Origin of the sequence: Oceanobacillus sp. FSL K6-0118, from assembly GCF_038006665.1 — a bacterium.
GTDB classification, from domain to species: Bacteria; Bacillota; Bacilli; order Bacillales; family Amphibacillaceae; genus Oceanobacillus; species Oceanobacillus caeni.
The window spans coordinates 565,396-591,378 of record NZ_JBBOVR010000001.1 but is presented as its reverse complement, the minus strand read 5'-3'; the positions used below and the strand labels follow the sequence as shown (position 1 = coordinate 591,378).

Genomic DNA, 25,983 nt, shown 5'->3' with positions numbered 1-25,983 from the left:
TCTTCCCTCTTTAAGCGTGAGTTCAAAAGTACGATGAAAAAACCTAGGTCGGCTAAATGTGCAACGTCCTGGGGATCCGATTACTCGCCCCACCGTAAGCTATCGCCAACTAGAAACGTCGAAGTATCATTTTTACCGAACTTGTTGAACCCTTTCTCAAGTTGTATGATTTTGTAATGTTTTTTGTTTTAATATAAACCAAGTAAAATATGCAGCGATACATAATAAAAGTATTTTAACAAAGATTAACGGAACGACGAAGATAACGGTGTATAACATAGAAACCCAAATCATCGTAACACCAATCACCTTTGCCTTTAAAGGAATCCCTCTTCCTTCTCGGTAATCTAAAATATATTGGCCAAAGTGTTTATTTGTAATTAGCCAATGATAAAGTCTCTTTGAGCTACGGATATAACAAGCAGCTGCTAGTAAAAGTAATGGTGTTGTTGGTATTAAAGGTAAAAATATCCCTATAATACCTATTCCCAATGAAAGAGAACCTACAGTTATCAAAAATAGCTTTTTCACTGTTTGCATATTTTTACACCTACTAATTAAGCAATCGTACTCATTATAACACCATTAATAACTGTTTGATCTGTATGGTTTAGAACATTTTATGACATCTTATACGGATGTCCGTTTATTATGCGCGTTCAAAAAGGGGATGAAAAAGGACCGAGATCGGCTAAAAACGCAACGTCCTATTTATTTTCACCGGACCTTTTGCACAACCGCTTATCGTTTTATCTCAGTAATTGGATTAAAGATAGGTTGCCCATTTTTAAATGTAGCAATGTATTGAAAGCCAATGGATTCTAAGAGTTCCAGTGATTCTTTGAATTTGTATGCTAGCGTTGTTTCTAGATGAGAATCCGAACCTAATGTAATAATCTCTCCACCGCATTCTTTATATAGAGATAAGATATCCGGACTTGGCATTCCACCTTCAAGGCCATATCTATATCCTGAGGTATTTAATTCAATCCCTTTTCCTGCTGGAATAATTTCTGCAAAGATTTCTCGAATGACCTCATGAAAATGATGTTTACTTTTCTCGTTTGTATAACGCTTAACTAAGTCAAGGTGACCTAAAATATGAAAACCTTTAAAACGTTTGACACATTCTAGTAATTCCTCATAATAAATTTCGTATGCCTTATCAACTGTTTTATCTTTGAAAAAGTCTCCCGAATGAAGATCCTTTTCTTCCGTTGAGTGCATGGAACATATAACAAAATCAAAGGTTTCCTCTTGCATTAATTTTTCATATCTATCAAGCAACCGTGGTTCTACCCCGATTTCTACTCCTTTTTTAATACGAATTTTGCTGCGATATGTTTCTTGTAGTTCCTTTATCTTTTTATCATATTCTTTTAAGTCAAACTCAAAAATCCAATCTTTATCCGGATAATCGTAATCAATATGATCTGTAAAGCAAATTTCCTCTAAACCAATTTCGATTGCCTTTTCAACTGTCTTTTCCATTTCCGTATCACAGTCTGCGGAAAAATCACTATGTATATGATAATCAAACATGTAAAACGCTCCTTTTGTGCATTGACTTTTATTCTTATCTTCTTTATAATACAATATAACTTTAATTAGATAAAGTAATAAAGCAATAAAGCTTTTGGAATATATATTTTTTTCAAATTGTATAACAGTTGAACTGTAGTTTGTTAAAACCTTTAACGAAAAGGAGAATTCTTCATGCAGAGATACGTGATGGATAACAATAAAAATACAAATGTAAAAGACTTTCAAATAAGGGATGAACTTATTCAAAGCTTAAAAAACAGATTTTCTACCTATGGATATAAACAAGTTCGAACATCAACATTTGAATCCTATGACATGTACTCGAATATTATTGGAACCGTAAATAAGGATGAGATGATTAAAGTAATTGATTCTTCAGGGAAAGTATTAGTGCTAAGGCCAGATGTTACGATTCCATTAAATCGAATGACAACATTAAATGGTCTTCATCAAGATAATCAACGCGTATTCTATGTATTAGATGTGTTCCGCCAGTCTAAAGAACAGGCAGATCAAAAGGAAAGTACACAGGCTGGTGTGGAGTGTTTTGGTAACCAATCAGCCGAAACTGATTCCGAAATCATTATGATGGCTATACACACATTAAAAGATTTAGGTTTTCGAAATTTTAAATTAGAGGTTGGGCACGCCGGGTTTTTTAAAGAATTGATTCAGCAAACAACATTAACTTCACATCAATTAGATGCTTTGCAATCACTCGTTCACTCAAAAAATTCAATTGAAATAGAACCATTTCTAACACAATTGGATATCAAGGAAGATGTAAGAAAGGCCATTCAATCCATCCCAATGCTTTATGGAGACCCGGAAGTAGTTATGGAACAGGCAAAATCCATTATCCAAAATGAATCCATGCAATCGATTCTGCAAAATCTTATTGATATTTATGAATTATTAAAAGCATACGGAGAAGAAAACTCCATTGTTTTAAACCTTGGCCTTATTAATAATATGAACTATTACTCAGGGGTTATATTCCAAGGATTTGTAGACAGTGTAGGTAAGCCTGTATTAATGGGTGGTAGATATGATAATTTAAGTGAACAATTCGGTCAACCTAATCCAGCTATTGGATTTGCCTTTGAGGTAGATTTATTAATTCACGCATTGCAACAACAAGGACTAACCAATAATCTTGGGGCGGTGGCGGATATGATTATTCAGTACGATCAAGAAGTACAAACAGAAGCACTTCGCTCAGCATATCTTCTACGCGACTATGGATATCAGGTACTTACCTACTCTACTAGTAGCGACATGATTAATAATAACTTAGAGGCGAAGTTCACTGCCCGATTTTCTTCTGAAGCTTATCTATTATATGGTCAAGGAACGAAACAATCTTTTTCCAATCAGGAAGAGCTAATGTCCTTGTTACAGAAGGAGGAGCTATAATTGGAACCTATTACACTAGCACTTGCAAAAGGAAGACCGGCTAAAAGCACCATAGAATTGTTAGAAAAAACCGGAGAGCATTTTGTTGAATTACATGAGGACAGCAGAAAACTTGTATTTTATAATGAAAACCAATCCATGAAGGTCATTTTCGTTAAAGCACTAGACGTTCCTACATATGTAGAAAAAGGAGCAGCAGACATCGGGATTGTCGGGAAAGATAACATTATGGAATCTCAAGCCGATGTTTATGAACTACTTGATTTGAAAATAGGAACATGTAAGTTTTCTGTTGCTGGAAAACCGAATCATGAAATAAAAAATAATCAGAAGTTAACTATTGCTACTAAATATCCAAATGTAACAAAGAAGCATTTTCAAACAAAAGACCAAGCAATTGAAATAGTGAAATTAAATGGGTCAGTAGAATTAGCACCTATTATTGGGTTATCTGATTACATCGTTGATATTGTTGAAACGGGTAGCACTCTAAAAGAAAACGGGCTGGTAGTATTAGAAGATATTGAAAATATTAGTACAAGATTAATCGTTAATAAAGCTAGTTTTGCAACAAAGGCAACAGAAGTTCAGAATTTTATTAATCAATTAAAATCAGCTATGGAGTGATATAGATGAAAATAATAACATCCGGGGAGTTTTTCACGGAGAAAAAAAACACCACCTCCACACAGATAAACGAAAAGCAACTAGACAATATAGTTTTAGATATCATTACACAAGTAAGGAAAGATAAGGATACCGCTTTATTCCGTTATACGGAGCATTTTGATAACGTTAAACTGGATAGCTTGCTCGTTTCGGAATCAGAATTCAAAGAAGCTAGAGAAAAAGTAGATACATCGTTTATCGAAGCAATTCAAGAAGCAAAACAAAATATTCGTACTTTCCACGAGGCTCAAAAAGAACAATCATGGTTTATGGAAAAGGAAAATGGGATCGTATTAGGCCAAAAAGTAACTCCACTTGAAAAAGTAGGCGTTTATATCCCTGGAGGAAAAGCTGCATACCCTTCTTCTATTTTAATGGATGTAATCCCAGCACAGATAGCTGGTGTGGAAAAAATCGTTATTACAACACCACCTCAACAAAATGGCAAAATCAGTCCATATGTACTTGTTGCTGCAGAGGAAGTTGGTGTGACTAGTATTTATAAAGTTGGTGGTGCACAAGCCATTGCCGCATTAGCTTATGGAACGGAATCGATTGAAAAAGTAGATAAAATAGTTGGTCCGGGAAATGCCTTTGTTGCAAGAGCGAAAAAATGGGTATACGGAGATGTTGCCATTGATATGATTGCAGGGCCTAGTGAAATTTGTGTAGTTGCAGATGAATCTGCTCCAGTAAATTATGTCGCTGCAGACTTACTTTCTCAAGCGGAACATGATGAATCAGCCAATGCCATTTGTGTAACAACGAATAAGGAATTAGCGGAGGAAATTAAAGTTGAGATTGAAAAACAACTAGCAACACTTGAAAGAAAGGCAATTGCAGAAAAATCAATAGAACAAAACGGTCGAATTATTGTTGCAAATAATGAAGATGATGCATTCAAGGTGGTTAATGAAATTGCCCCAGAACATTTACAATTAATGATTCAAAACCCAACCGAAAAGGTTAATAAAGTAAAACATGCGGGAGCCATTTTCTTAGGCAATTATTCACCGGAACCATTAGGAGATTATTTTGCAGGTCCAAATCATACACTTCCTACTAGTGGTACTGCGAGATTTGCTTCCCCATTAGGTGTATATGACTTTGTGAAAAAATCAAGTATTATTCACTATTCACAAGAAGCATTATTAGAAGCAACGAACAAAATCACAAAAATTGCAAATGTGGAAGGGTTTACTGCCCATGCAAATTCTATAACAATAAGAAAGGATTATCCAAATGCGTAGTGCAAAAGTATCTAGAAAAACAAGTGAAACAGATATTCATTTAGAGTTAAATATTGATGGAACTGGAAAACCAAATATTGAGACAGGTGTAGGTTTCTTTGATCATATGCTTATTCTTATGACAAAGCATGGATTATTTGACCTAAACGTGAAATGTCATGGAGATTTACAGGTTGATCAACATCATACAGTTGAAGATATTGGTATAGCTTTGGGACAGGCATTCTTGGAATCATTAGGGACAAAGGAAGGAATAACTCGTTATGCGACAGTAACTACTCCAATGGATGAGGCCCTATCAACGGTATCGATCGATATTAGCGGACGTGCTTACCTCGTTTTTAATGTGGAAGGTCTTAAAGACAAAGTAGGAAATTTCGATACGGAACTCGTACAAGAATTTTTTCAAGCTTTTGCTAGTAATGCTAAAGTAACCTTACACATTAATCTTGCGTACGGCGACAATACACACCATATGATTGAATCTATTTTTAAGGGGTTTGGCCGTTGCCTTGATCAAGCAACATGGAAGAACCCTCGTATTCAAGGAATCCCATCTACAAAAGGCTCATTGTAACCACTAGAACAAGGGGGAAATCATTTTGATCGCAATTATCGACTACGATGCTGGAAATATTAAAAGTTTACAATTTGCATTAAATAAATTAAAAATGGAATCTGTATTAACAAAAGATCCCGAAATAATTAAAAACTCTAGCTCCATAATCCTTCCTGGTGTAGGCGCATTTAAAGATGCTATCGCCTCTTTAAATGAATTGGGAATGACTGAGGTTATTCGAGAAGAAGTTATGAATGGAAAACCAATTTTAGGTATATGTCTTGGCATGCAATTATTTTATGAAACTAGTTATGAAGACGGAGAATGGGAAGGAATTGGTTTGCTAAAAGGAAGTGTCAATCGAATTCCTGATATTGTTAAAGTGCCTCATATGGGTTGGAATACCATACAGAAGCACCAAGAAAGTCCTTTATTTCATAACATTTCTGAGGGCCCCTTTGTATACTTTGTTCATTCCTATGCAATTGGCGGTAATTATGAAAAAGATACCCTTGTATCCAGTTCCCAATATGGAATAACAGTCCCAGCAATTGTACAAAAGGGAAATGTGACAGGTATGCAATTCCATCCCGAAAAAAGTGGTGATGTTGGGCTTCAATTATTAAAAAATTACGAGGAGATGATTTCATGATCTTGTTTCCAGCAATAGATATTCGTGGTGGAAAATGTGTCCGCCTAACACAAGGAGATTATAACCAAGAGAAGGTATACAGTGACGCTCCAGAAAAGATGGCACAAGCATGGCAAAAAAAAGGAGCAAAATTCTTACATGTGGTTGACTTAGATGGTGCCAAGACCGGGGATTCTATGAATCAATCTGTCATTAAATCCATTGCGGAACTAGTAAATATTCCTGTTCAAGTAGGTGGTGGAATCCGTTCTATCGAAGTAATCGAGAAATACATAACTGCTGGAGTGAACCGTGTAATTATTGGAACAGCTGCCATTAATCATAAGGAATTTTTAAATGAAGCTGTATCTACATACGGTGATAGAATAGCAGTGTCTATCGATGCAAGAAATGGTTTTGTAGCAACAGATGGTTGGACAAAAGCAAGCAATATAAAAGCTACAAACCTAGTAAAAGAATTGGAATCTATCGGTGTGAAAACCATTGTTTATACTGATATTCTAAAAGACGGAATGTTAAAAGGGCCTAATTTCGAGGAACTTCAAACTATTAATGAAATTACAACAATGGATGTAATCGCTTCTGGCGGAGTATCGACAAAAGAAGATATTCAAAGATTAGGTGATCTAAATATGTATGGTGCCATTATCGGTAAAGCATTATATGATGGCACGTTGAAATTTGAAGAAGCATTGGAGGCGAACAGTAGTGTTAGCTAAACGTATCATCCCATGCTTAGACGTTGATAAAGGCCGTGTTGTAAAGGGGAAAAAATTTAAAGATATTCAAGATGTCGCAGATCCAGTTGAACTAGCAAAACGCTACAATGACGCCGGAGCCGATGAATTAGTATTCTATGATATTACTGCCTCAAACGAAGAAAGAAATATTTTTCTAGATGTTGTGGAAAAAGTTGCTCGTGAGATATCCATTCCATTTGCCGTTGGTGGAGGTATTCGTTCGATTGATGATATCCATAGCGTCTTACGTTCAGGTGCAGAGAAGGTCTCTATCAACAGTGCTGCCATAAGTAACCTCGAATTAATTAGAGAAGCAGCAGCAAAGTTTGGCAACCAATGTATTGTACTTTCTATCGATGCAAAAGAAACGGCATCAGGAAAATGGGAAGTAGTCATTAATGGCGGACGCAAATATACAGGTATCGATGCAATAGAATGGGCGAAAAAAGGCGAAGAACTAGGAGCCGGTGAAATCGTTGTGAATGCAATTGATACAGATGGAGAGAAAGATGGTTATAATTTAGAATTAACCAAAGCAATTGCTGATGCTGTTAATATTCCAATTATTGCTAGTGGTGGCGCTGGTACACTTGAACATTTTTCAACCGTACTGAAGGAAGCCAATGCTGACGCGGCTTTAGCAGCATCTGTATTCCACTATGGGGAAATTCCTATACCCAAACTAAAAGCTTATTTAGATAAAGAAAATATTACTGTTAGGAGGTAAACTAGTGGAAATAAACATTAAGAACTTATCCTTTGACCAAAATGGACTTATTCCAGCAATCGTTCAAGATGCCGGGACCGGAAACGTATTAACATTAGCTTATATGAATAAGGAATCCCTTCAAAAGACAATAGAAACAGACGAAACATGGTTCTTCTCACGTAGTAGACAAGAACTTTGGAATAAAGGTGAAACTTCAGGTAATAAACAAAAAATCAATAAAATAAGTTATGACTGTGACGCAGATGCTCTCTTAGTTCAAGTAACGCCACTTGGCCCTGCATGTCATAAAGGAGAAGAAACTTGCTTCCACAATAATTTATATGAGAACGAAGCCCCATCGCAGGATATCATTCCTCAAGTTGTGGCAAAAATAAAAGAACGCCGTGAAAATCCTGTAGATGGTTCCTATACAAATTATTTATTCAACGAAGGATTAGATAAAATCCTCAAGAAAATTGGCGAAGAATCAACCGAAGTAATTATCGGCGCGAAAAATAATGATAAACAAGAAATAACAAATGAAATTGCAGATTTAACATACCATACGCTTGTTCTAATGGAGTTACTCCATGTGTCTATTAAAGATATTAAAGACGAATTAAAGAATAGACACGTAGAAACAGATAAGAAAAATAAATTATAGAAAAAAACATCTCCTTGTGAGATGTTTTTTTGGAAAGTATTATATTAGCTCCTCGATTTCCGTTTTTTCTTTTAGTTCTGTTAATCGAGATTTCAGTTGTTTTCTTTGCTTTTCCGTATGAAGAAATGATTTAATATTATCCTTTACTTCTTCTAGCTCAGGGATTTCTTTATTTTTCTCTTTTAATTGCTTATAATATTCCTCTACTTCTTTGTCTGTAACTTCAACATCAAATTCATGGTTCATATATTTTTCTGTTGTTAAATCTTCTAATAGTTGGTGTTCAAAGTCTTTTTCATTCATATTAAGTTGTTCCAAAATAGTAGAAAACTGATCTCCAGTTTCTTTCTTGATTGATTCCAACTCTTTGCTTGCCTCTTCTTCTTTAACTTCAATCCCCTTCTCTGACGCTTCTTGATTAATTAATTCCTGTTCAATAAGGGCCGTTAGTGTCCTTTCTTTTATCACATCTAAATCACTAACATCCTGACCATTCTGGTACATGATTGTTTTAATTTGTTTATATACTTGATTGTATTTTTTACCTTCTAACTCTTGTCCATCTACATTCACAACAGGAGTCTTATCATCTACTATTTCTTCATCCGTAAATTCCGGTTGTTCTTGTGCCGCTTCTTCTGTTTCTTTTTTCTCTGTTTTATCATTATTTCCACATGCAGCTAAAAATAATAATAAGCAAGAGATAAATAAAACTAGCCCTTTTTTAGTCATGGCATTCCCTCACTTTTTCTTGATCTTACTCCATTCAAACATAAGTTACGGCGTTTTTTCAAGTTGTACCGTATAATACAAAAACAGGATGGGGATCCCCATCCTGTTAAATTATTTTATCGTTGCATCTATTTCTTTAACCATTTCTGCTACAGATTGAAGTCCTCCACCTGATAAATACCAGTAGTCTGGATCAAGATAATAGATATTATCATTTTTAAAGGCTTTTGTATTTTCTACAAGTTGATTCTCTACAAGTTGTTTTGCGGAGGATTCCCCACCAACAACTGCTCCCCTGTCAATTACATATAATAAATCAGGGTCTTGTTCCATTACATATTCAAACGAGACGTTCATTCCATGTGTAGAAGCTTCGATAGATTCATCGACTGGCTTTACACCAAATACATCATGAATAAGTCCAAAGCGAGAGTTTGTTCCATATGCACTTATCTTATCATCATTTGCTAGTATAATAAGAGCATTCTTGTCACTTGCAGATGCCTTTTCATGTAATGCGGCAATAGATTCATCAATATCTGCAAGTCCACTTTCTATTTCTTCTTGTTTGTCAAAAATGTCACCAACCATATTCATATTTTCTTTAAAAGAATCCATGTATCTTGTTGTGTCAACACCAAGATGAATCGTTGGAGCAATTTCTGAAAACTGATCATATAGCTCTGCTTGACGACCAGAAATAATAATTAAATCCGGATTAATTTCAGCAATTTTTTCAAAGTCTGGTTCCTTTAATCCTCCCACATTTTCATATTCGTCAGAAGCATATTTTTCCAAATAGCTAGGAATAGTGCCAGATTGCGGTACGCCTGCAACATTAACACCTAATTTATCTAGGGTATCTAAAATCCCAAAGTCAAAAACAACAACTTTTTGCGGATTCTTTGGTACTTCCGTTTCATCTAATTCATGTTTAACGGTAATGGTTTCTGGTGATGTATTCTCTTTTTCTACATCTGAACTACCTTCATTTTCCTCTGTTGAACCACAAGCCGCTGTAAAAAGTAAAATTGCTGCAATGAAAAGAACATAAATGGACTTTTTCATACTTCTTCCCCTTTATCTATTAAATTTTTTTAATTCCATGCTGCATGTTATATAAAAAGGTATGTACGCTATACTTATGATCTGAGTACTTTAAACTAAAGCATTCGTTAGGCCTTTTACGAATACCTTAGTTGCACTTAACAGTCATACAAAAGTGTATAAAAGCATTATCTGTTTACGTAAACAAAAAAGTAAGTTACAATTATATTAGGTTTGTTTCCTGTATGATGTAATTGGTTTTGCCAACTAACATCATATGGGATTTTTTTATCTTTTAGAGGTTGTTCAAAAAGTCCGGTGAAAATGACACTTCGCATTTCGCACGAATGCTTGCTTTTCCGTTCCTCACGTATTAACTGCATACGTTCCGGTACTCAAAGCTAAGCCGCCTCGAACTGCTCGGTCCTTTTCATCCTCCTTTTTGAACACGCACTTTTAAAAATAAATACTCTTTTTTATACATCGCATGCAGCATTTCACTTAAAACGAGATTAAGAATGGCAGTAAGAAAGGAAAACCTTCCTACCGCTTAGTAATAAACGCAAATCCTACGATTATCAATTTCTTTAATATCAATATCCATATCATATAAATCTTTAAGAACACATTTATCAATGACATCACATGCTCTACCTTGTTTCATTACCTTTCCATCCTTTAACGCAACGATGTTATCAGAATAACAAGAAGCAAAGTTTATATCGTGAATAACGATTAATATCGTTTTACTCATTTCGTCTACAAGTTTACGTAACGTCTTCATAATTTGAGTAGATGCACGCATATCCAAATTATTTAATGGCTCATCGAGAAGAATATATTCCGTATCTTGGGCAATAACCATCGCAATATGCGCACGTTGCCTTTGACCACCACTTAATTCTTCTAAAAATTTGTCCTGCATATCTTGAAGTTCCATATACTCAATTGCTTCATCTACCTTACCCCAGTCTTCCTTTGTTAACTTCCCTTGTGAATACGGAAATCGTCCAAAGGAAACGAGCTCACGAACCGTTAATTTTAAATTAATGGCATTCGATTGTTTCAAAATAGATATTTTCTTAGCAAGATCATTATTTTTCGCTTGAAAGATATCCTTTCCATCAATCGTAATATCCCCATTATCCTTTGCAATTAATCGACTGATCATAGAAATTAACGTACTTTTCCCTGCACCATTCGGACCAATAAAGGAAGTAATGGTTCCCTTGTCAATCGTCAAAGAAACATCTTCAATTACCGGCTTATTATTATACGCCTTGAATACATTTTTCAAATCTACCATGATCTATTCTCCTTTAACAAAAGATATATAAAGTACACGCCACCTACAAAATTAATGATGACACTTAATGTTGTGTTAAACGTAAATATCTTCTCAACTATAAACTGTCCACCAACTAAAGCTATGATACTAAGGAATATACTTCCCAGAAGTATGTATAAATGGCGGAAGGTTTTCATCATTTCATACGTTACGTTTACTACGAGTAATCCTAGGAAAGTGATTGGTCCAGTTAGTGCTGTAGCTACGGAAATTAGTATGGCAACAACGATTAATAGTCGCTTTACAACATAATCATAAGGAACACCTAAATTCACAGCTTGATCTTTTCCCAAGGATAAAACATCCAAGTATTTATAAAAACGTGAAAAGTAAATTAAGACTAATCCAATAAGCACCACAGATAACCAAACTAAGTCTGTATGAACATTGTTAATACTTGCAAACATGGCATCCTGTGCAACCATAAATTCATTTGGATCAATGAGAACTTGCATAAAATCAGTAAAGCTATTGAAGAAAGTTCCTAATATCATCCCTATTAATAGTAGGAAGTAAATATTATTCTTCTCACCTTTAAAAAGAAATTGGTAAAGCAATAAGGAAAACAAAACCATCAATACAATGGAAATTAAATAATTAATACTGCTTTCCATCATGACAATGGAATTGGAACCAAATATAAATATGATAACGGTTTGTAATAATAGATAGAGAGAATCTAGCCCTAATACACTCGGTGTTAGAATTCTGTTATTCGTTATGGTCATAAATATCGTAGTGGAAAAAGCAATTGCTCCACCCGTTATAATGATAGCAATAAGTTTAATGGCTCGTTTTGGCAAAATATAGCCAATGTTTCCACGTAAATCATAAAATATATACAAACATGCTAGTGCTAATGCGACAATGCCTAGGATGATAGTCTTTTTCTTATAGCCCATATTTCTTTCTCCTTAGAAGTAGGTAGATAAAGATTCCACTTCCGATAACTCCTACTGTTAAACTAATCGGAATCTCATACGGATAAATAACGATCCTACCTATTATATCGCAAAATAGAACAAATACAGCACCTAGCAACGCCGTGTGAGCTAACGTATTCTTTAAATGATCTCCTTGGTAAATGGTTACAATATTGGGGATGATTAGTCCAAGAAACGGAATAACACCGACCGTCAATACAACGGACGAAGTAACCAATGCACTAATCGAGAGCCCTAGGTTAACGACTTGACGATAGTTCAGACCTAAATTCTTTGAAAAGTCCTCCCCCATTCCCGCGATAGTAAATTTGTTAGCAAAGATATATGCTAATATCAAACCAGGAATACTTACATACATCATTTCATAATTTCCACTCATAATCATGGAAAAGTCTCCTTGCATCCAGGAAGACATATTTTGAATGAGATCATTTTGATAAGCAAAAAACATGGAAACAGAACTAATTATATTACCAAACATCAACCCTACTAATGGGATGAATATGGCATCTTTAAATTTAATCTTGTCAAGTATCTTCATAAAGATGAAGGTACCTGCTAGTGCAAATGCAAAAGATACAAGCATTTTCTGAAACGGAGCAGCCGATGTAAAGACCATCATCGATACCAGGATACCTAGTCTCGCTGAATCCATCGTACCTGCTGTTGTTGGTGATACAAATTTATTTCTACTTAATTGTTGCATAATTAAACCAACAATACTCATACTAGCACCAGCAATGACAATACTTATCAAACGCGGGATTCTACTAACCAACAATACCTGTTGTTGTTCTTCGCTTAAGTTAAAAAGAGATAATGGTGAAATATCGGTGACACCAATAAATAGAGATATCACTGAAAATATAATTACTGCTAATACTAAGTATCGTATCTTCATAAAATGTCCTTCTCTGTATAATTCTCCCGCAAATTTAGCGGTACCTTTATACTCCCCAAAAATATTTTCATTATTTTCATAGTGCTAATTGAGGTTGTTCAAAAAGTCCGGTGAAAATGACACTTCGCATTTCTCACGAATGCTTGCTTTTCCGTTCCTTGGAAAAGAAAACCACTTTTCCGGCGTGCAAGAGCGTCTGCTCACGTATTAACTGCATACGTTCCGCTACTCAAAGCTACGCCGCCCCGAACTGCGACGCACAGGACGTGCTAGTGTCGGCGTTGCAACAGGATGTTGCGCACTTAGCCGACCTCGGTCCTTTTCATCCTCCTTTTTGAACCACTAATAAGAATAATTATTACCTTTTATACATTCTAATTAAGAATGAGATTCATTATCAATTAGCTTCTCAACTATAAGTATAACAGATTTGTAGGCGTAGTCAATAACAACAATCCTTAAAAATATGGAAATTAAAAAACATGCTACCAGCTTCACTGTAGGTAGCATGTTTTTAAGATTTTACGTCCAGCTCCAGCGCCCAGCGACTAGCGAGACTTCCTTCACCTCCGTACGATAAGTCAACATCGACTCACTACGTTCGTCGTGTTTCCTTTATCTCCTACGGCTCAGTCCAGTCCGTACGTCGCTAAACGGGCGCTTCCGCCTTTGTTCCTTACTTTTCAATATTGCATCCTTCATCCGTACAATACGATGTTTCTGATTTACTAGGATTTAACGATTGTAAGATGGGTTTTTCACGTTCTTCTTCCCATACCTGATTTAATACTTGTGTAAATACTTCTTCAGGTTGCGCACCAGAAACAGCGTATTTTTCGTTAAACACAAAGAATGGCACACCTTGTACACCTATTTGACGGGCTACATTTATATCTTCACGAACCGCTCTAGCATAACGATTAGATTCTAATATATCCCTTACTTCTTCTTTGTCTAATCCAACTTCCCCGGCAAGAGAAATAAGGGTTTCAAAATCACTCATTAATTTAGATTCCGTGAAGTAAGCATGAAGAAAGCGTTCCGTAATTTCCTTTGCTTTTCCTTTTTCTTCCGCATATTTCGCAACTCGATGCGCGTCAAACGTATTCGCATATTTCATCGTGTCAAAATGATATGTTAACCCGACAGCTTTTGCTTGTTCACCAACTTGTTGGTTCATCGTCTTCACTTGTTCCAACGGTATCCCTTTTAATTCCGAAAATGTTTCATAAAAGTCTTTACCCGGAATGTGCTTGGCATTCGGATCTAATTGATAACTCTTATATTCCACAACAACTTTATCTTTGTTTTCAAAGTTCTCCAGCGCATGTTCCAGTCTTCTTTTACCAATATAGCAAAATGGACAAACAAAGTCAGACCAAACTTCAATTTTCATACCATCCACCGCCTTATTCAAATATTGTAGCACAGCTATACTTGATAAAAAAACGATGTGCCTATCCTATTTATTCATCTAATAAAGATTTACCCATAATTTGAACACGCTTCGTATTCTTTAAATCATCCAAGTTTTTCACACCGATACCGAACATAGTCATTTTTAATTCCATTTCAATTTGTTCCATTGTTTCCAACACTTTTTCCGTTGATTCCGTAGCAGATTTCAATAAGTGGCGGGCAAAACCAATAATATCCGCTCCTATCGTAATAGCCTTAGCAGCATCCACTCCTGTTTTCATTCCACCGCTTGAGACTAGTGGAACACTTGGTAATTTACTTCGAACGGAAACGATACAATCCTTTGTCGGAATTCCCCAGCTATTAAATGCTTCTGCAGCCGCTCTTCTTAGTGGATCTTTAGAACGTAATTTTTCAACTTGGCTCCAAGATGTTCCACCAGCGCCTGCAACGTCAATATAGGAAATACCCGCATTATATAGTTTTTCCGCTACCGTTCCATCAATACCAAATCCGACTTCTTTTGCCCCAACTGGAACGTTTACTACTTTGCAAAGTTCCTCAATTTTAGGAAGTAGATTTTCAAAGTTGAGGTCTCCCCCATCTTGTACAACCTCCTGCAAACTATTTAAATGAAGGACAATGGAATCTGCATTCGTTAAATCCACAATTCGCTGTGCCTCTTCCGCTCCATACCCATAATTTAATTGCACTGCACCTAAATTTACAATGAGTGGTACATTTGGTGCATATTCTTTTATGAGAAAGGATTCTTTATGTGCGTTGCTCTCAAGCATTGCTCTAGTAGATCCGATTGCCATAGTCCAACCTTTTTCCTCAGCAGCACGAGCAAGATTCTGATTGATGATCGTAGCTAATTCCGAACCACCTGTCATCGAACTAACTAAAAATGGCGTTCTTAGATCTTTTCCCAAAAAGCTCGTATTTATTTCGATATCATGAAAGTTAATTTCTGGTAACGCATTATGTATAAAATCAATTCCCTCAAGGCCTGTAGATTTGTTAACCCCTTCCACATCCCTCGTCAAACATAAGCGAATATGCTCGGTCTTCCTTTGGTTTATGCCTCTTTCCATACTGATAGGTACCTCCACATTATGTATAATAGTAGTTGATATTAGTTTACCCATTAACGAAAAAAATTGAAAGAAAATAGGACTTTTCTTATGATTACTATATACTAAATATAAAATCATCTTACAAGGGAGTGTTTCATTTGATTGAAAAGGCAAAAACATTCGCTATAAATGCGCACAAAGATCAAAAACGCAAAAATTCTGATACCCCCTATGTTACACATCCAATAAGAGTAGCTAAAAGATTGCAGGAAGCGGGCTTTAATGATGAACTAATATGCGCCGGATTCCTCCATGATGTAGCGGAAGACACTCCCTATACGATAAATGATATCGAAAAGGCATTCGGTCCAGTGGTTGCACAGTTAGTCGCAGCCCACACAGAAGACAAAACGAAACCTTGGCAAGAGCGCAAGCAACATACAATTGATACGGTTAAAGCCGCCAGTAAGGAGGTAAAATATCTCATTGTAGCAGATAAATTAGATAATTTACTCGGTCTTGAAACAGATTTACAAGAACAAGGTGATCGAATTTGGAAGAATTTTAATGCTGGTTATGAAAAACAAAAATGGTACAACGAATCGATCGTTAAAAATATGTATGTTGGATTGGATAAAGAGGATATTCCTGATTACTTTTGGGAGTACGAAGAAGCGGTGAAGAGTTTTTTTCAGTAACTTAAAGATGTGGAAGGCATTTAAAATACCAGATGAAACTTTACGTCCATCTGGTATTTATCTTATCTATCATTAAATTCACTAGGGTTTTTATTAATTCTAAGATTTCTATCCAACTCTGCAATTTTACCCATATCAGATTCGGTCAATTCAAAGTCGAACACATTGATATTTTCCTCAATCCGAGATGGCGTAACAGATTTCGGTATCACAACAGCACCTGTTTGTAAGTGCCAACGTAAGATGATTTGTGCAGGAGTCTTACCATATTGCTCCGCAAGCCCTTTGATTACTTCATCTTGTAGAATATCTCGTCCATTCATAAGTGGGCTATATGCTTCTAACTTAATTTGATGTTGTTCACAAAATGCTTTCAATTCTTTTTGTTGTAAGTATGGATGGCATTCGACCTGATTGATAACTGGAACTACTTCACACTCATTTAAAATACGCTCTAAATGCTCCATATCAAAATTACAAACACCAATTGCTTTTACACGACCATCCTTATAGAGCTTTTCAAGTGCTTGATACGTCTCAACGTATTGATCAAACTTCGGCGTTGGCCAATGTATTAAATACAAATCAACATAATCAAGGCCTAATCTTTCAAGGCTTGCATCAAATGCCTTAAGTGTATTTTCGTATCCATGATCAGTATTCCAAACCTTCGTTGTTATAAATAATTCTTCTCTTGGAATGCTACTATTAGCAATCGCTTTGCCTACACCCACTTCATTTCCATAAACTTTAGCAGTATCGATAGAACGGTATCCCGCTTCGAATGCATTTTCCACAGCAACCGTCGCTTCTTCATCCGGAATTTTCCAAACTCCAAATCCCAATTGCGGCATTTTAAGACCATTATTTAATGTAACATCTATCATATTATTAACACCCTTCCTAATTAAGATATATTAATCATATCAAATTCGATTATTATTAAGAAGTAATCCCTATTTTAGATTTCGAAAAAGATTGGTAACGAATTCACTCGTTTGAGAAGCGGAACAAGCTCATTATTGTTTTGTTCCGCTTCTCATCGGCGTTATCATCGATCACCGAATTATTCACACCGATTAACGAATTCGCGGGCATGTGTCACAACGTGCTCTCATCCAATTCAATGTCATTTTCATCATAAGAAATCCAATCACTAAAACTACCTGGATATAATTTAATATTTTCATAACCAAGGGACTTAAGCGCTACGATATTGGGACAAGCCGAGACACCTGAACCGCAGGAAACAATAATTTCCTTATCCTTTGGTAAAGATGAAAAATGTTTAGCGAGCTGTTCTTTGTTTTTCCATGAACCATCGGAATTAAGAACGTCTTTCCAAAAATAATTTACTGCGCCGGGAATATGACCTGCTTTGCTATATAGCGGTTCCCTAATACCTAAATACCTTTCCTTATCTCGTGAGTCAATTAAAATTGCTTTCTTGTTTTCTACCCTCTCTTTTACATCCTTCATGGAGACTACTTCGTTACTACGAATTTTGGGCTCAAACTGTTTTCTTTTTAATGAAGGAAGTTCCGCAGTTACAGGATTCCCCTCTTCAACCCATTTCTTATAACCACCTTCTAAAATATATGCTTTTTCATGTCCTAGATAATGTAACAACCACCACATTCTTGCTGCAAACATGTCATTTTCTTCATCATATATAACGACCGTAGTTTCGTGATCAATACCAATATTCCCCATTTTAGCTGCAAACAATTCCATGTCTGGGAGTGGGTGTGCACCACCGTGCTTTGCAGCTTTGCTAGCTAGATCGCGATTCAGGTCCAAATAAACTGCACCGGGAATATGCTCATTTAAATACAATTTTCTTCCAGCATCTGGATCCGTTAACACGAAACGTACATCCACAATGACAGTACTTTCCGTTTTATTTATCATTCTTTCTTTTAGTTCATCAACACCAATTAAAAATGACATAGTGATCCCTCCAATTAATCTCTTTCTATGTATACGACAAATGAAATGTATTTCCTTCATTATTTCAAAATGATTTCCAACTTTGATATGATACGAATAAGAATCTAAATAAAGGAGCTAAGAAAATGAAAGATGAATTGATCAAACGATTTACTTCCTATGTAAAAGTGGATACCCAATCTAATGAAAATTCAAACACAACTCCATCTACACCCGGCCAATTAAAACTTGCAGAATTATTGTCTGAGGAATTGAAGAATATCGGAATGACAGAAGTCGAAATTGATGAAAATGGTTATTTAATGGCAACGCTCCCTTCTAACACGAATAAAAATATTCCAACGATTGGATTTTTAGCACATGTTGATACGGCTACAGATTTTACAGGCAAAGACGTAAAACCCCAAGTCATCGAAAACTTTGACGGCGAGGATATCGTTTTAAATAAAGAAAAAAACGTCGTGTTATCCGCAAAAGAATTTCCAGAATTACCTAGTTATAAAGGTCATACGTTAATAACTACGGACGGCACAACTCTCTTAGGAGCAGATAATAAAGCGGGAATAGCTGAGATTATGACCGCGATGAATTATTTAATCCAACATCCAGAAATAGAACATGGAAGAATTCGTATTGCTTTTACCCCGGATGAGGAAATTGGCAGAGGGCCTCATAAATTCAATGTTCCACGATTTGATGCCGCCTTTGCATACACAATCGATGGAGGACCATTAGGGGAATTACAATACGAAAGCTTTAACGCAGCGAGTGCTAAGGTTACATTTAAAGGAAATAACGTCCATCCCGGAACAGCGAAAAATAAAATGATAAATTCCGCTAAGCTTGCTGCCGATTTCATTAAGAAGTTTCCGGAAAAAGAAGCTCCTGAATACACAGAAGGCTACGAAGGTTTTTACCACCTTATATCCATTAATGGTGATGTGGAACATACCGAAGTGTACTATATCATTCGTGATCATGACCGAAACAAATTTGAAGCGCGTAAAAAGACAGTTAAATCCTATGTTCAAGAAATCAAAGAAAAACACGGTGAGGACAGCGTTTCTTTAGAATTAAAAGATCAATACTATAATATGCGCGACAAAATTGAACCAGTCAAAGAAATTGTTGACTTAGCTGAAGATGCCATGAAAAATTTAAATATCAAACCAATTATCGAACCGATTCGTGGTGGTACAGATGGTTCTCAGCTTTCCTACATGGGACTCCCAACTCCAAATATTTTTACCGGCGGGGAAAACTTCCACGGTAAATACGAATATATTTCTATAGATAATATGGAAAAGGCTACAAAGGTTATTGTTGAGATATGTAGATTATTTGAGGAAAGAAATTAATCGAGTGATTCGATTTGGATGTTCGCTGTAGCTTTTTCAAGTTTGAATGTTGCAGTACTGTCATTTAACCAAAAAAATAATCCACCCTTGAGTTAACGGCTCTGGTGGATTACTTCTGCCTAAGGCTGACCCCCTTGTAGGGAGCCTTACTATTTTTCTTGAATTTGAAAATAAGGTACTTTTACATAATTAAGAAAAGGGATTTTCCACCTTTTTAGAAGTAATTTCCATTAAATTCATTTTTGCCCTTTTGATTTTGATGACGACTTAAATGACATAATTAATAAAAACAGGAATCCAATAAAACCACCAACCGAAAGCAACTTAGCTCCAATTTGTTCCTTGCCAAAGAAAGTATATATGCTAAAAATCAGAGCTAATGTAATTATTGTTCGAGAAATATTTATTCGGATATTATTTTCATTTAATTTCTTTGATATCATGAATCAATCTCCTCTTATTAATAATTACAACATTTTAACATAACTCACTATTTAATTGATATGATTGTTGCCTATGAAGGAGGAGAAACAAGAATCGCAATACTCCACACATCGCTACGAAGCAAAGGATGTGTGAGTACAGGCGTTGCAACAGGACGTTGCGTTCTTAGCCTATAAGGGCGCTTGCACTTTTGCCTTTTACTAAAATATTCCGAGATTTTTATTCACTATTGTTGCCCTTCCCTTTCTATGAGAAAATAAAGTGAAAATTATTTTTTAAAAGGGGAAGTTATCATGTTTAAAAACAAAGCTTTATTATTCTCTATTACAGTAGTTGTTTTTCTTTCCGCATGCTCTTCTACTTCTAGTACAAATCCAAACAGTGAGAAGGATAATGAGGCTGTTGAAACATCAACAAATAATATCACGTCTGCTCCGGATGCTTTTCTCCAAAAGATGGATGAAGGTAAACAGGTGAAACTTCTCCAACAAGCTTTAAACAAAGTTGGGTATGATTTAGAAGTGAACGGTATCTATGACGAAACTACCACTTGGGCAATTACAGACTTCCAATTACAAAATGAAGAATTAATGGCCACTGGAGTTTATGATGAAGACACGGAACAAATGATGAACCAATTTTTAAAAGAAGATAAATCGGTGGAACCTGGTAAAGGATTACCTTTTGCTGAGGAAGCCACTTCAGATGAGTCAGATACAAAGGTTTTATCCAATCCATATGATGTGTTGGCTGTTGTTAATAAGGAATTTGCATTACCGGAAAGCTATGAACCTGAAGACTTAGTAACTCCAAATGTTCGTTTTCCTTTTACAGAAGAACTACCAAAGAAACAAATGCGCAAAGTGGCAGCTGATGCTTTAGAAAAAATGTTTAAAGCAGCTGACAAAGAGGAACTAGAGCTATATGCTCAATCCGGTTATCGTTCCTATGATCGACAGAAGGCCATTTTTGCTTCCAATGTAGAGCAAAATGGCGAAGAGGAAGCAAATATATTTAGTGCAAGACCTGGAGAAAGTGAACATCAATCCGGGCTAACGATGGATGTTACTAGTCCAGAGGTTAACTTTGATTTAATTATCGAATTTGGTGAAACACCTGAAGGTAAATGGATAAAGGAACATGCTGCAGAATATGGCTTTATTATCCGCTACCCTGAAGGAAGAGAAGATATTACAAAATATCAATATGAACCTTGGCACTTACGATATGTTGGCGAAAAGGCAGCAAAAGAAATCATGGAAAATGATTTAACGTTAGAAGAATATATTTTAAAGAATTAAATCCTGCTCAATTGAACAGGATTTTTTCTTTACTATTTCCAAATTGATCTCTAATTATTGGTTTTCCACAGCAAAATTCACAACCTCACCATCGACTTGAGACCAGATTTGTGTAATTTTCTTTTTTCTAATATCGTAGAAGTTTATAGTTACTTTATTAGGGTCCTCATCACTAAGTACTATTCCTTTATCTAGGTCAGATAAGAAATAAAATCCACTTTTATCTTTGTTATATTCAGGTTCTCGTATATCGGATCCTCTATTTTTGCAATGTTACTATTTATTTTTGTGCAATGGCTTCAGAAACCATATAATTGGAAAAAAGACGAAACATAACTTTCACATTAATCCCCTACAAAAGACAGATTAAGAAATATCCGTAGATGGGATTGGATAACGTAAAGAGCCATCTAGCCAGCGGTTGCTGATATATGGTGCACGAGTACTGATATCCTGCCAGCGGTTGCTGATATATGGTGCACGCGGTACTGATATCCTGCCAGCGGTTGCTGATATATGGTGCACGGGTACTGATATCCTGCCAGCAGTTGCTGATATATGGTGCACGGGTACTGATATCCTGCCAGCGGTTGCTGATATATAATGCATGATACTGATATCCTGCCAGCGGTTGCTGATATATGGTGCACGAGTACTGATATCCTACCAGCGGTTGCTGATATATGGTGCACGGGTACTGATATCCTGCCAGCGGTTGCTGATATATGGTGTACGGGTACTGATATCCTGCCAGCGGTTGCTGATATATAAGGATATCAGCGCTCACTCCGGGATATCAGCCCCTCAATGGAGTGGCTCTTCCTTTATGGATCTATTAAATGGTCAGGTAAACTTGTTATGGCCACACTACAGAGATCTGCAAGGGCAATATTATTATATTCATTTCCTACACTCTCACCAAAGAATCAAATTGATGTTTTTTCGCTTTCTCCCTTTAAAACGGCTTTAATATCATCAACACAATAATGATAAGAAAAATAATATTTTCAATATGTTCTACAAAGAAAAGCCTTTTGGATAGTTGATAATATTCTACAGGAATATCCTCCCCTCTATAATCCCGAAGTAGCTTTTTTAAAGGTTTGGATCTTGATTTAAGTAAAGTTGGTCCAAATGCTAGTGCAACCAAAAATAGGAACAAACTAGTTATATACCATCCTTGTGAAAACCAATATGTATTCAAAATTCCCATCCATATTCCCGTAATAAGAAGTAATGTCCCTCCTACCATAGTTAAAATATGCAATTTATTTCGGATGGCAAATGACTGTCTTAATTCTGTCATATTACTAGGGTTTGAGCTTGTCACCACAAAGGTCATTACAAAACCAGGACCCATGCCTAAAATAGCAGAAAAAATATGGATAAATACAAGAAATTCATAGAACGTCATTAATCTCCCCCCTGCCTATGTCTATTTTACAATAAAAGACGATAAACAAAGCTGTGATTCTTATCACATTTCTCCTAAAAAATTAATATATAGATAATAGCATGTTTATAGAACGCTATGTGTAAAATAGTTCTCGGGGATTTGAAACAAAATTCTAGAAAAAAAAGAAAAGGCGCTCTATCATAAATGTATGCTTAGCCGGCAAATACATTAGAAAGAGGCCTTTTCATGAATACAATTATATCAAAAATTAGCGAATTATTAAAGGATACAAATGACTTAATTGAGTTTGAAGAACAAATTCAAATTAGTATATATGATCTACTTACTACACTAATGGGGAGCGTATTTACACAACTTAATCAAACGATTAAAAGAAGAATGCAAAGTAAAGGTTGGACGGTTGAACGAGAAGATGAAAAAACGATTCAGTTTATTTTTGGGGCGGTTCGCTTTACTCATACCTTGATGCGCGATGTGAATGGAAAGGCGCATTATCCTTTTGATGAATGGATTGGATTTAGAAAATATCAACGACATAGTCCTTTAGTTGAAGTAAAAGTGGCAGAGTTGGCTAGTGAGAGTACGTACCGAGAAACGGCACGCATATTAGGTGAATGGACCGCAGTAACTCTTAGTCATACAACTGTGGGAAGTATTGTGAAACGTGTTGGGAAGGCACAAGCGCGAGCTGATGAAGAAATGTTAGCGGAATTAGAGGAAGCTGCTTATTTACCAAAGGGAGATGAGTTGGATTTTTTATTTGCCGAGGCAGATGGTGTATTTGTGCGTGGAACAAAGAAAAAGACAAGTCATGAAGTCCATCATGCGATCATTCATGAAGGTTGGAGTAAAAATGGGAAGCGTATTTCCCTAAAGAATCCACAGGTCATCATGACAACCAAACCAACGAATGATTTTTGGAAAGAAGTCCAGGCGTATACAGCTAATCATTATTCCTTAGAAAACACTCAAGTTGTCACCAATAGTGATGGTGGTCCCGGTTATACGGCAGAACGTTTTCAAGAGGCTTTCTCACAGTCTAGTTATCCTGTTTTAAATCAATTGGATTCCTTTCACATTTCTAAAGCACTGAATCGAACTTTTGGAGTTAAAAAGAGCGAGTTTAAAGAAGGTGTACAAAAGGCAATCAAAGAACACGAACTGGATGATTTCATACGTTGGATGGATACATTGGAGAGCACTTTAGAAACGGATAAGCAGTTAGAAAAGGCCGAGGATTTTCGTAGATATATTGGCGGTAATTGGGATCGAATTTTTGATTGGAGAGAAAAAGTTGAGAATCCACCAAAAGAGGCAAGGGGCATGGGTGCAATGGAATCCAACCAACGACATATTTCATTCCGAATGAAAAAGCGTGGAATGCATTGGAGTTTAGAAGGTAGTGAGGCAATGGTGAAGATCAAACAAGGGATTCTAAATAAAACATTACGATCCGTCTATTTGAGAGACCAAAGGCGAAGTGTAAGAAAACAACGAGACGTGAAAAAAGTGGTTCGTATGACTGAATTTCTACGCCAGGAAACCCAGCCGTCAATTGGAGCAAAACAAGGTAAAATAAGCCTAAATACAGCTCATTCATCAGCTATTGGACAGTTAATAAAAAGTTTTAGATAACACCCTGATTTTTAGGTAAGGTTCTTGGTTTTTAGAACGTTACCTAAAAATTGGGGACAGCAAGCGACAAGGGTCGCGCGGTAGCCGAAAAAGTGTACAAAAATAGAGTGCCGGAAATATTGGTGTGAAAGACACACCGAGAAAAACTTGACACATACTATAGAACGGCATCATTTGCTTTTCGTACTGTATTTAAGTAAAATTTATGGTTAATAACTATCTAGGGGGAAACAAAATGGAGAAAGAAAATTCCTTACTTCATATCATTCGTGAACGCCGTGCAATTAAAAAAGGTTATACAGATAAAGAAGTAACTGAAGAAGTTGTTCGAGACTTATTAGACTCTGCAATGTGGGCACCTACTCATGGAATGCGCCAGCCTTGGCGATTTATTTTCGTTGGTGCAGATGAATTGCCTGACTTCTCTAAAAAAGTAGCTTCGACATATCCTGAAGAGCGAAGACAAAATCGTGAAGATTATTTAAATGAGCCAAACGCCATCCTTGTTGCTATTATGGAAGATTCCGATATCGAAAAAACAAGAGATGAAAACTTTGGCGCAATCGCTTCTATGATTCAAAATTTCTGGTTATTAGCTTGGGAAAAAAAACTTGGTGTAGTTTGGAAAACGAATCCACATATCTATGATCCAAAGGTAAAAGAATTACTTCACGTGAAGGATAATGAAAAAATCGTAGGGTTTATTCATTTAGGGTATTTTGACCAGGCACCAGAGAAGAAAGAAAGAATATCATTAAATGAAAAATTTATACGGTTTAGCGATTTATAAAAATGGCTATGTTAAAGAAATTTCTTGAATGCCTAATTTAATTAAAAAATAATGAATTAAAGAAGGAAGTTAATTATGATAATAAAAGGCTTCGGCGGAATATTTTGGAGAACTAAAAATCTTGATGCTATAAAAAAATGGTACAGTGAAGTATTGAAGATTAAAATAGACAATTGGAATGGGACTATTATTAAACCCCATTCAGGAAATGAAACTATCTTTTCTTTCTTTACAGAAGATGACAGTTATTTCCCAACAGAACAGCAAGTGATGTTAAATTTTCAAGTTTATGACATAGACGAGACCATTAAGCATCTTGAACAAATCGGTGTACCTCTTGTGAAAGAAAAAGAAATTAATGAATTTGGAAAGTTTATTTGGATTAAAGATCCTGAAGGTAGACTGGTTGAACTATGGGAGAAATAAACGGGTTCATCCACAATTAGATGGGGATTTATAGTTATCCACAATATTCACAGGAAACAATATGGTTATCCACATAAAGCTGTGCATAATACTTTTCCCTAATAACAAGAGTTGACTCTATTATCCACAATATAATGTGATTTGTGGATATCTGTTGTGGACAAAGGAAGATTGAGCTGGAAAATATACAGAAGAAATTTTCAAATAACTATTGACAATTAAGATAATCTATTCTAAGATAAGCACAATCAATTAAATGATTAAGCAATGACGAAGAAGAGTAATCTATG

The 25,983-nt window shown here is 35.8% G+C and carries 27 protein-coding genes and 1 other annotated feature (1 of these 28 only partly in view); of the genes, 14 read left to right on the top strand and 13 right to left on the bottom strand.

Annotated elements, in window-relative coordinates:
- Positions 1-156 precede the first annotated feature (156 nt).
- Together MHI02_RS03050 and MHI02_RS03045 are read right to left on the bottom strand one after the other, a co-directional pair.
- Positions 157-540 carry a YbaN family protein gene (locus tag MHI02_RS03050; protein WP_047184950.1) on the bottom strand — a complete coding sequence of 128 codons (384 nt, stop codon included), beginning with the start codon at positions 538-540 and terminating at the stop codon, positions 157-159.
- Positions 541-741: 201 nt separating this feature from the next.
- Positions 742-1,542, bottom strand: a complete 801-nt coding sequence (locus MHI02_RS03045; protein WP_047184949.1) for a histidinol-phosphatase HisJ family protein — start codon at positions 1,540-1,542, stop codon at positions 742-744.
- Between the two features lie 174 nt (positions 1,543-1,716).
- Here MHI02_RS03045 and hisZ point away from each other — a divergent pair, with 174 nt between their 5' ends.
- Genes hisZ through hisIE form a run of 8 tightly spaced genes read left to right on the top strand, consistent with a single transcriptional unit; the run spans position 1,717 to position 8,204 of the window.
- Positions 1,717-2,961 carry an ATP phosphoribosyltransferase regulatory subunit gene (hisZ, locus tag MHI02_RS03040; RefSeq protein ID WP_341165622.1) on the top strand — a complete coding sequence of 415 codons (1,245 nt, stop codon included), beginning with the start codon at positions 1,717-1,719 and terminating at the stop codon, positions 2,959-2,961.
- A complete protein-coding gene (gene hisG, locus MHI02_RS03035) occupies positions 2,962-3,588 on the top strand; it encodes an ATP phosphoribosyltransferase (protein ID WP_047184947.1) in 627 nt (208 codons plus the stop codon).
- Between the two features lie 5 nt (positions 3,589-3,593).
- Entirely contained in the window at positions 3,594-4,880 is a 1,287-nt protein-coding gene (hisD, locus tag MHI02_RS03030) for a histidinol dehydrogenase (RefSeq protein WP_060667819.1), read from the top strand.
- Entirely contained in the window at positions 4,873-5,457 is a 585-nt protein-coding gene (gene hisB, locus MHI02_RS03025) for an imidazoleglycerol-phosphate dehydratase HisB (RefSeq protein WP_060667818.1), read from the top strand. The genes hisD and hisB overlap by 8 nt, the downstream gene beginning before the upstream one ends.
- Before the next feature lie 25 nt (positions 5,458-5,482).
- Positions 5,483-6,091 carry an imidazole glycerol phosphate synthase subunit HisH gene (gene hisH, locus MHI02_RS03020; protein ID WP_060667817.1) on the top strand — a complete coding sequence of 203 codons (609 nt, stop codon included), beginning with the start codon at positions 5,483-5,485 and terminating at the stop codon, positions 6,089-6,091.
- Positions 6,088-6,810 carry a 1-(5-phosphoribosyl)-5-[(5-phosphoribosylamino)methylideneamino]imidazole-4-carboxamide isomerase gene (hisA, locus tag MHI02_RS03015; RefSeq protein WP_047184943.1) on the top strand — a complete coding sequence of 241 codons (723 nt, stop codon included), beginning with the start codon at positions 6,088-6,090 and terminating at the stop codon, positions 6,808-6,810. Before hisH ends, hisA begins: the two co-directional genes overlap by 4 nt.
- Entirely contained in the window at positions 6,800-7,558 is a 759-nt protein-coding gene (hisF, locus tag MHI02_RS03010) for an imidazole glycerol phosphate synthase subunit HisF (RefSeq protein WP_047184942.1), read from the top strand. The genes hisA and hisF overlap by 11 nt, the downstream gene beginning before the upstream one ends.
- 4 nt (positions 7,559-7,562) lie before the next feature.
- Complete coding sequence (hisIE, locus tag MHI02_RS03005; RefSeq protein WP_222115728.1) at positions 7,563-8,204, top strand: bifunctional phosphoribosyl-AMP cyclohydrolase/phosphoribosyl-ATP diphosphatase HisIE; 642 nt, start codon at positions 7,563-7,565, stop codon at positions 8,202-8,204.
- 39 nt (positions 8,205-8,243) lie between these two features.
- Here hisIE and MHI02_RS03000 read toward each other — a convergent pair whose 3' ends face one another.
- From MHI02_RS03000 to fni, 7 genes are all read right to left on the bottom strand, one after another.
- Entirely contained in the window at positions 8,244-8,936 is a 693-nt protein-coding gene (locus MHI02_RS03000) for a SurA N-terminal domain-containing protein (protein WP_060667815.1), read from the bottom strand.
- A 111-nt stretch (positions 8,937-9,047) separates the two neighbouring features.
- Positions 9,048-10,004 carry a siderophore ABC transporter substrate-binding protein gene (locus MHI02_RS02995; protein WP_047184940.1) on the bottom strand — a complete coding sequence of 319 codons (957 nt, stop codon included), beginning with the start codon at positions 10,002-10,004 and terminating at the stop codon, positions 9,048-9,050.
- A 529-nt stretch (positions 10,005-10,533) separates the two neighbouring features.
- The gene (locus MHI02_RS02990) at positions 10,534-11,289 is read right to left on the bottom strand and encodes an iron ABC transporter ATP-binding protein (RefSeq protein WP_047184939.1); all 756 of its coding nucleotides are present in this window, start codon (positions 11,287-11,289) and stop codon (positions 10,534-10,536) included.
- A complete protein-coding gene (locus MHI02_RS02985; protein WP_047184938.1) occupies positions 11,283-12,233 on the bottom strand; it encodes an iron chelate uptake ABC transporter family permease subunit in 951 nt (316 codons plus the stop codon). The genes MHI02_RS02990 and MHI02_RS02985 overlap by 7 nt, the downstream gene beginning before the upstream one ends.
- On the bottom strand, positions 12,223-13,176 hold the full coding sequence (locus MHI02_RS02980; RefSeq protein ID WP_047184937.1) for an ABC transporter permease: 954 nt from the start codon (positions 13,174-13,176) through the stop codon (positions 12,223-12,225). The genes MHI02_RS02985 and MHI02_RS02980 overlap by 11 nt, the downstream gene beginning before the upstream one ends.
- Before the next feature lie 676 nt (positions 13,177-13,852).
- A complete protein-coding gene (locus MHI02_RS02975; RefSeq protein WP_047184936.1) occupies positions 13,853-14,572 on the bottom strand; it encodes a DsbA family oxidoreductase in 720 nt (239 codons plus the stop codon).
- Positions 14,573-14,642: 70 nt separating this feature from the next.
- Complete coding sequence (gene fni / locus MHI02_RS02970) at positions 14,643-15,692, bottom strand: type 2 isopentenyl-diphosphate Delta-isomerase (protein ID WP_047184935.1); 1,050 nt, start codon at positions 15,690-15,692, stop codon at positions 14,643-14,645.
- 140 nt (positions 15,693-15,832) lie between these two features.
- On the opposite strand from fni, the gene MHI02_RS02965 reads away from it, so the two are divergent.
- Positions 15,833-16,372 carry an HD domain-containing protein gene (locus MHI02_RS02965; protein ID WP_047184934.1) on the top strand — a complete coding sequence of 180 codons (540 nt, stop codon included), beginning with the start codon at positions 15,833-15,835 and terminating at the stop codon, positions 16,370-16,372.
- A gap of 62 nt (positions 16,373-16,434) precedes the next feature.
- On the opposite strand, the gene MHI02_RS02960 is transcribed toward MHI02_RS02965, so the two are convergent.
- Complete coding sequence (locus MHI02_RS02960; protein ID WP_047184933.1) at positions 16,435-17,259, bottom strand: aldo/keto reductase; 825 nt, start codon at positions 17,257-17,259, stop codon at positions 16,435-16,437.
- Positions 17,260-17,473: 214 nt separating this feature from the next.
- Positions 17,474-18,322 carry a sulfurtransferase gene (locus MHI02_RS02955; RefSeq protein WP_052771691.1) on the bottom strand — a complete coding sequence of 283 codons (849 nt, stop codon included), beginning with the start codon at positions 18,320-18,322 and terminating at the stop codon, positions 17,474-17,476.
- A gap of 125 nt (positions 18,323-18,447) precedes the next feature.
- Between MHI02_RS02955 and pepT the strand changes: the two genes are divergently transcribed.
- Entirely contained in the window at positions 18,448-19,680 is a 1,233-nt protein-coding gene (gene pepT / locus MHI02_RS02950; RefSeq protein ID WP_047184931.1) for a peptidase T, read from the top strand.
- 236 nt (positions 19,681-19,916) lie between these two features.
- On the opposite strand, the gene MHI02_RS02945 is transcribed toward pepT, so the two are convergent.
- On the bottom strand, positions 19,917-20,123 hold the full coding sequence (locus tag MHI02_RS02945; protein WP_047184930.1) for a hypothetical protein: 207 nt from the start codon (positions 20,121-20,123) through the stop codon (positions 19,917-19,919).
- A gap of 294 nt (positions 20,124-20,417) precedes the next feature.
- Here MHI02_RS02945 and MHI02_RS02940 point away from each other — a divergent pair, with 294 nt between their 5' ends.
- Positions 20,418-21,425 (top strand): D-alanyl-D-alanine carboxypeptidase family protein, encoded by a 1,008-nt coding sequence (locus MHI02_RS02940; RefSeq protein WP_047184929.1) that lies wholly within the window; start codon positions 20,418-20,420, stop codon positions 21,423-21,425.
- Between the two features lie 955 nt (positions 21,426-22,380).
- Here MHI02_RS02940 and MHI02_RS02935 read toward each other — a convergent pair.
- Entirely contained in the window at positions 22,381-22,839 is a 459-nt protein-coding gene (locus tag MHI02_RS02935) for a DUF2269 family protein (protein ID WP_047184928.1), read from the bottom strand.
- A gap of 228 nt (positions 22,840-23,067) precedes the next feature.
- On the opposite strand from MHI02_RS02935, the gene MHI02_RS02930 reads away from it, so the two are divergent.
- The 3 genes from MHI02_RS02930 (at position 23,068) to MHI02_RS02920 (ending at position 25,693) form a co-directional block, all read left to right on the top strand.
- Complete coding sequence (locus MHI02_RS02930; protein ID WP_047184960.1) at positions 23,068-24,477, top strand: ISLre2 family transposase; 1,410 nt, start codon at positions 23,068-23,070, stop codon at positions 24,475-24,477.
- Between the two features lie 235 nt (positions 24,478-24,712).
- Complete coding sequence (locus tag MHI02_RS02925; RefSeq protein WP_047185578.1) at positions 24,713-25,267, top strand: nitroreductase family protein; 555 nt, start codon at positions 24,713-24,715, stop codon at positions 25,265-25,267.
- Positions 25,268-25,345: 78 nt separating this feature from the next.
- The gene (locus MHI02_RS02920) at positions 25,346-25,693 is read left to right on the top strand and encodes a VOC family protein (RefSeq protein ID WP_047185635.1); all 348 of its coding nucleotides are present in this window, start codon (positions 25,346-25,348) and stop codon (positions 25,691-25,693) included.
- Between the two features lie 258 nt (positions 25,694-25,951).
- Positions 25,952-25,983: a binding site (T-box leader), on the top strand; it runs 214 nt beyond the window's last position.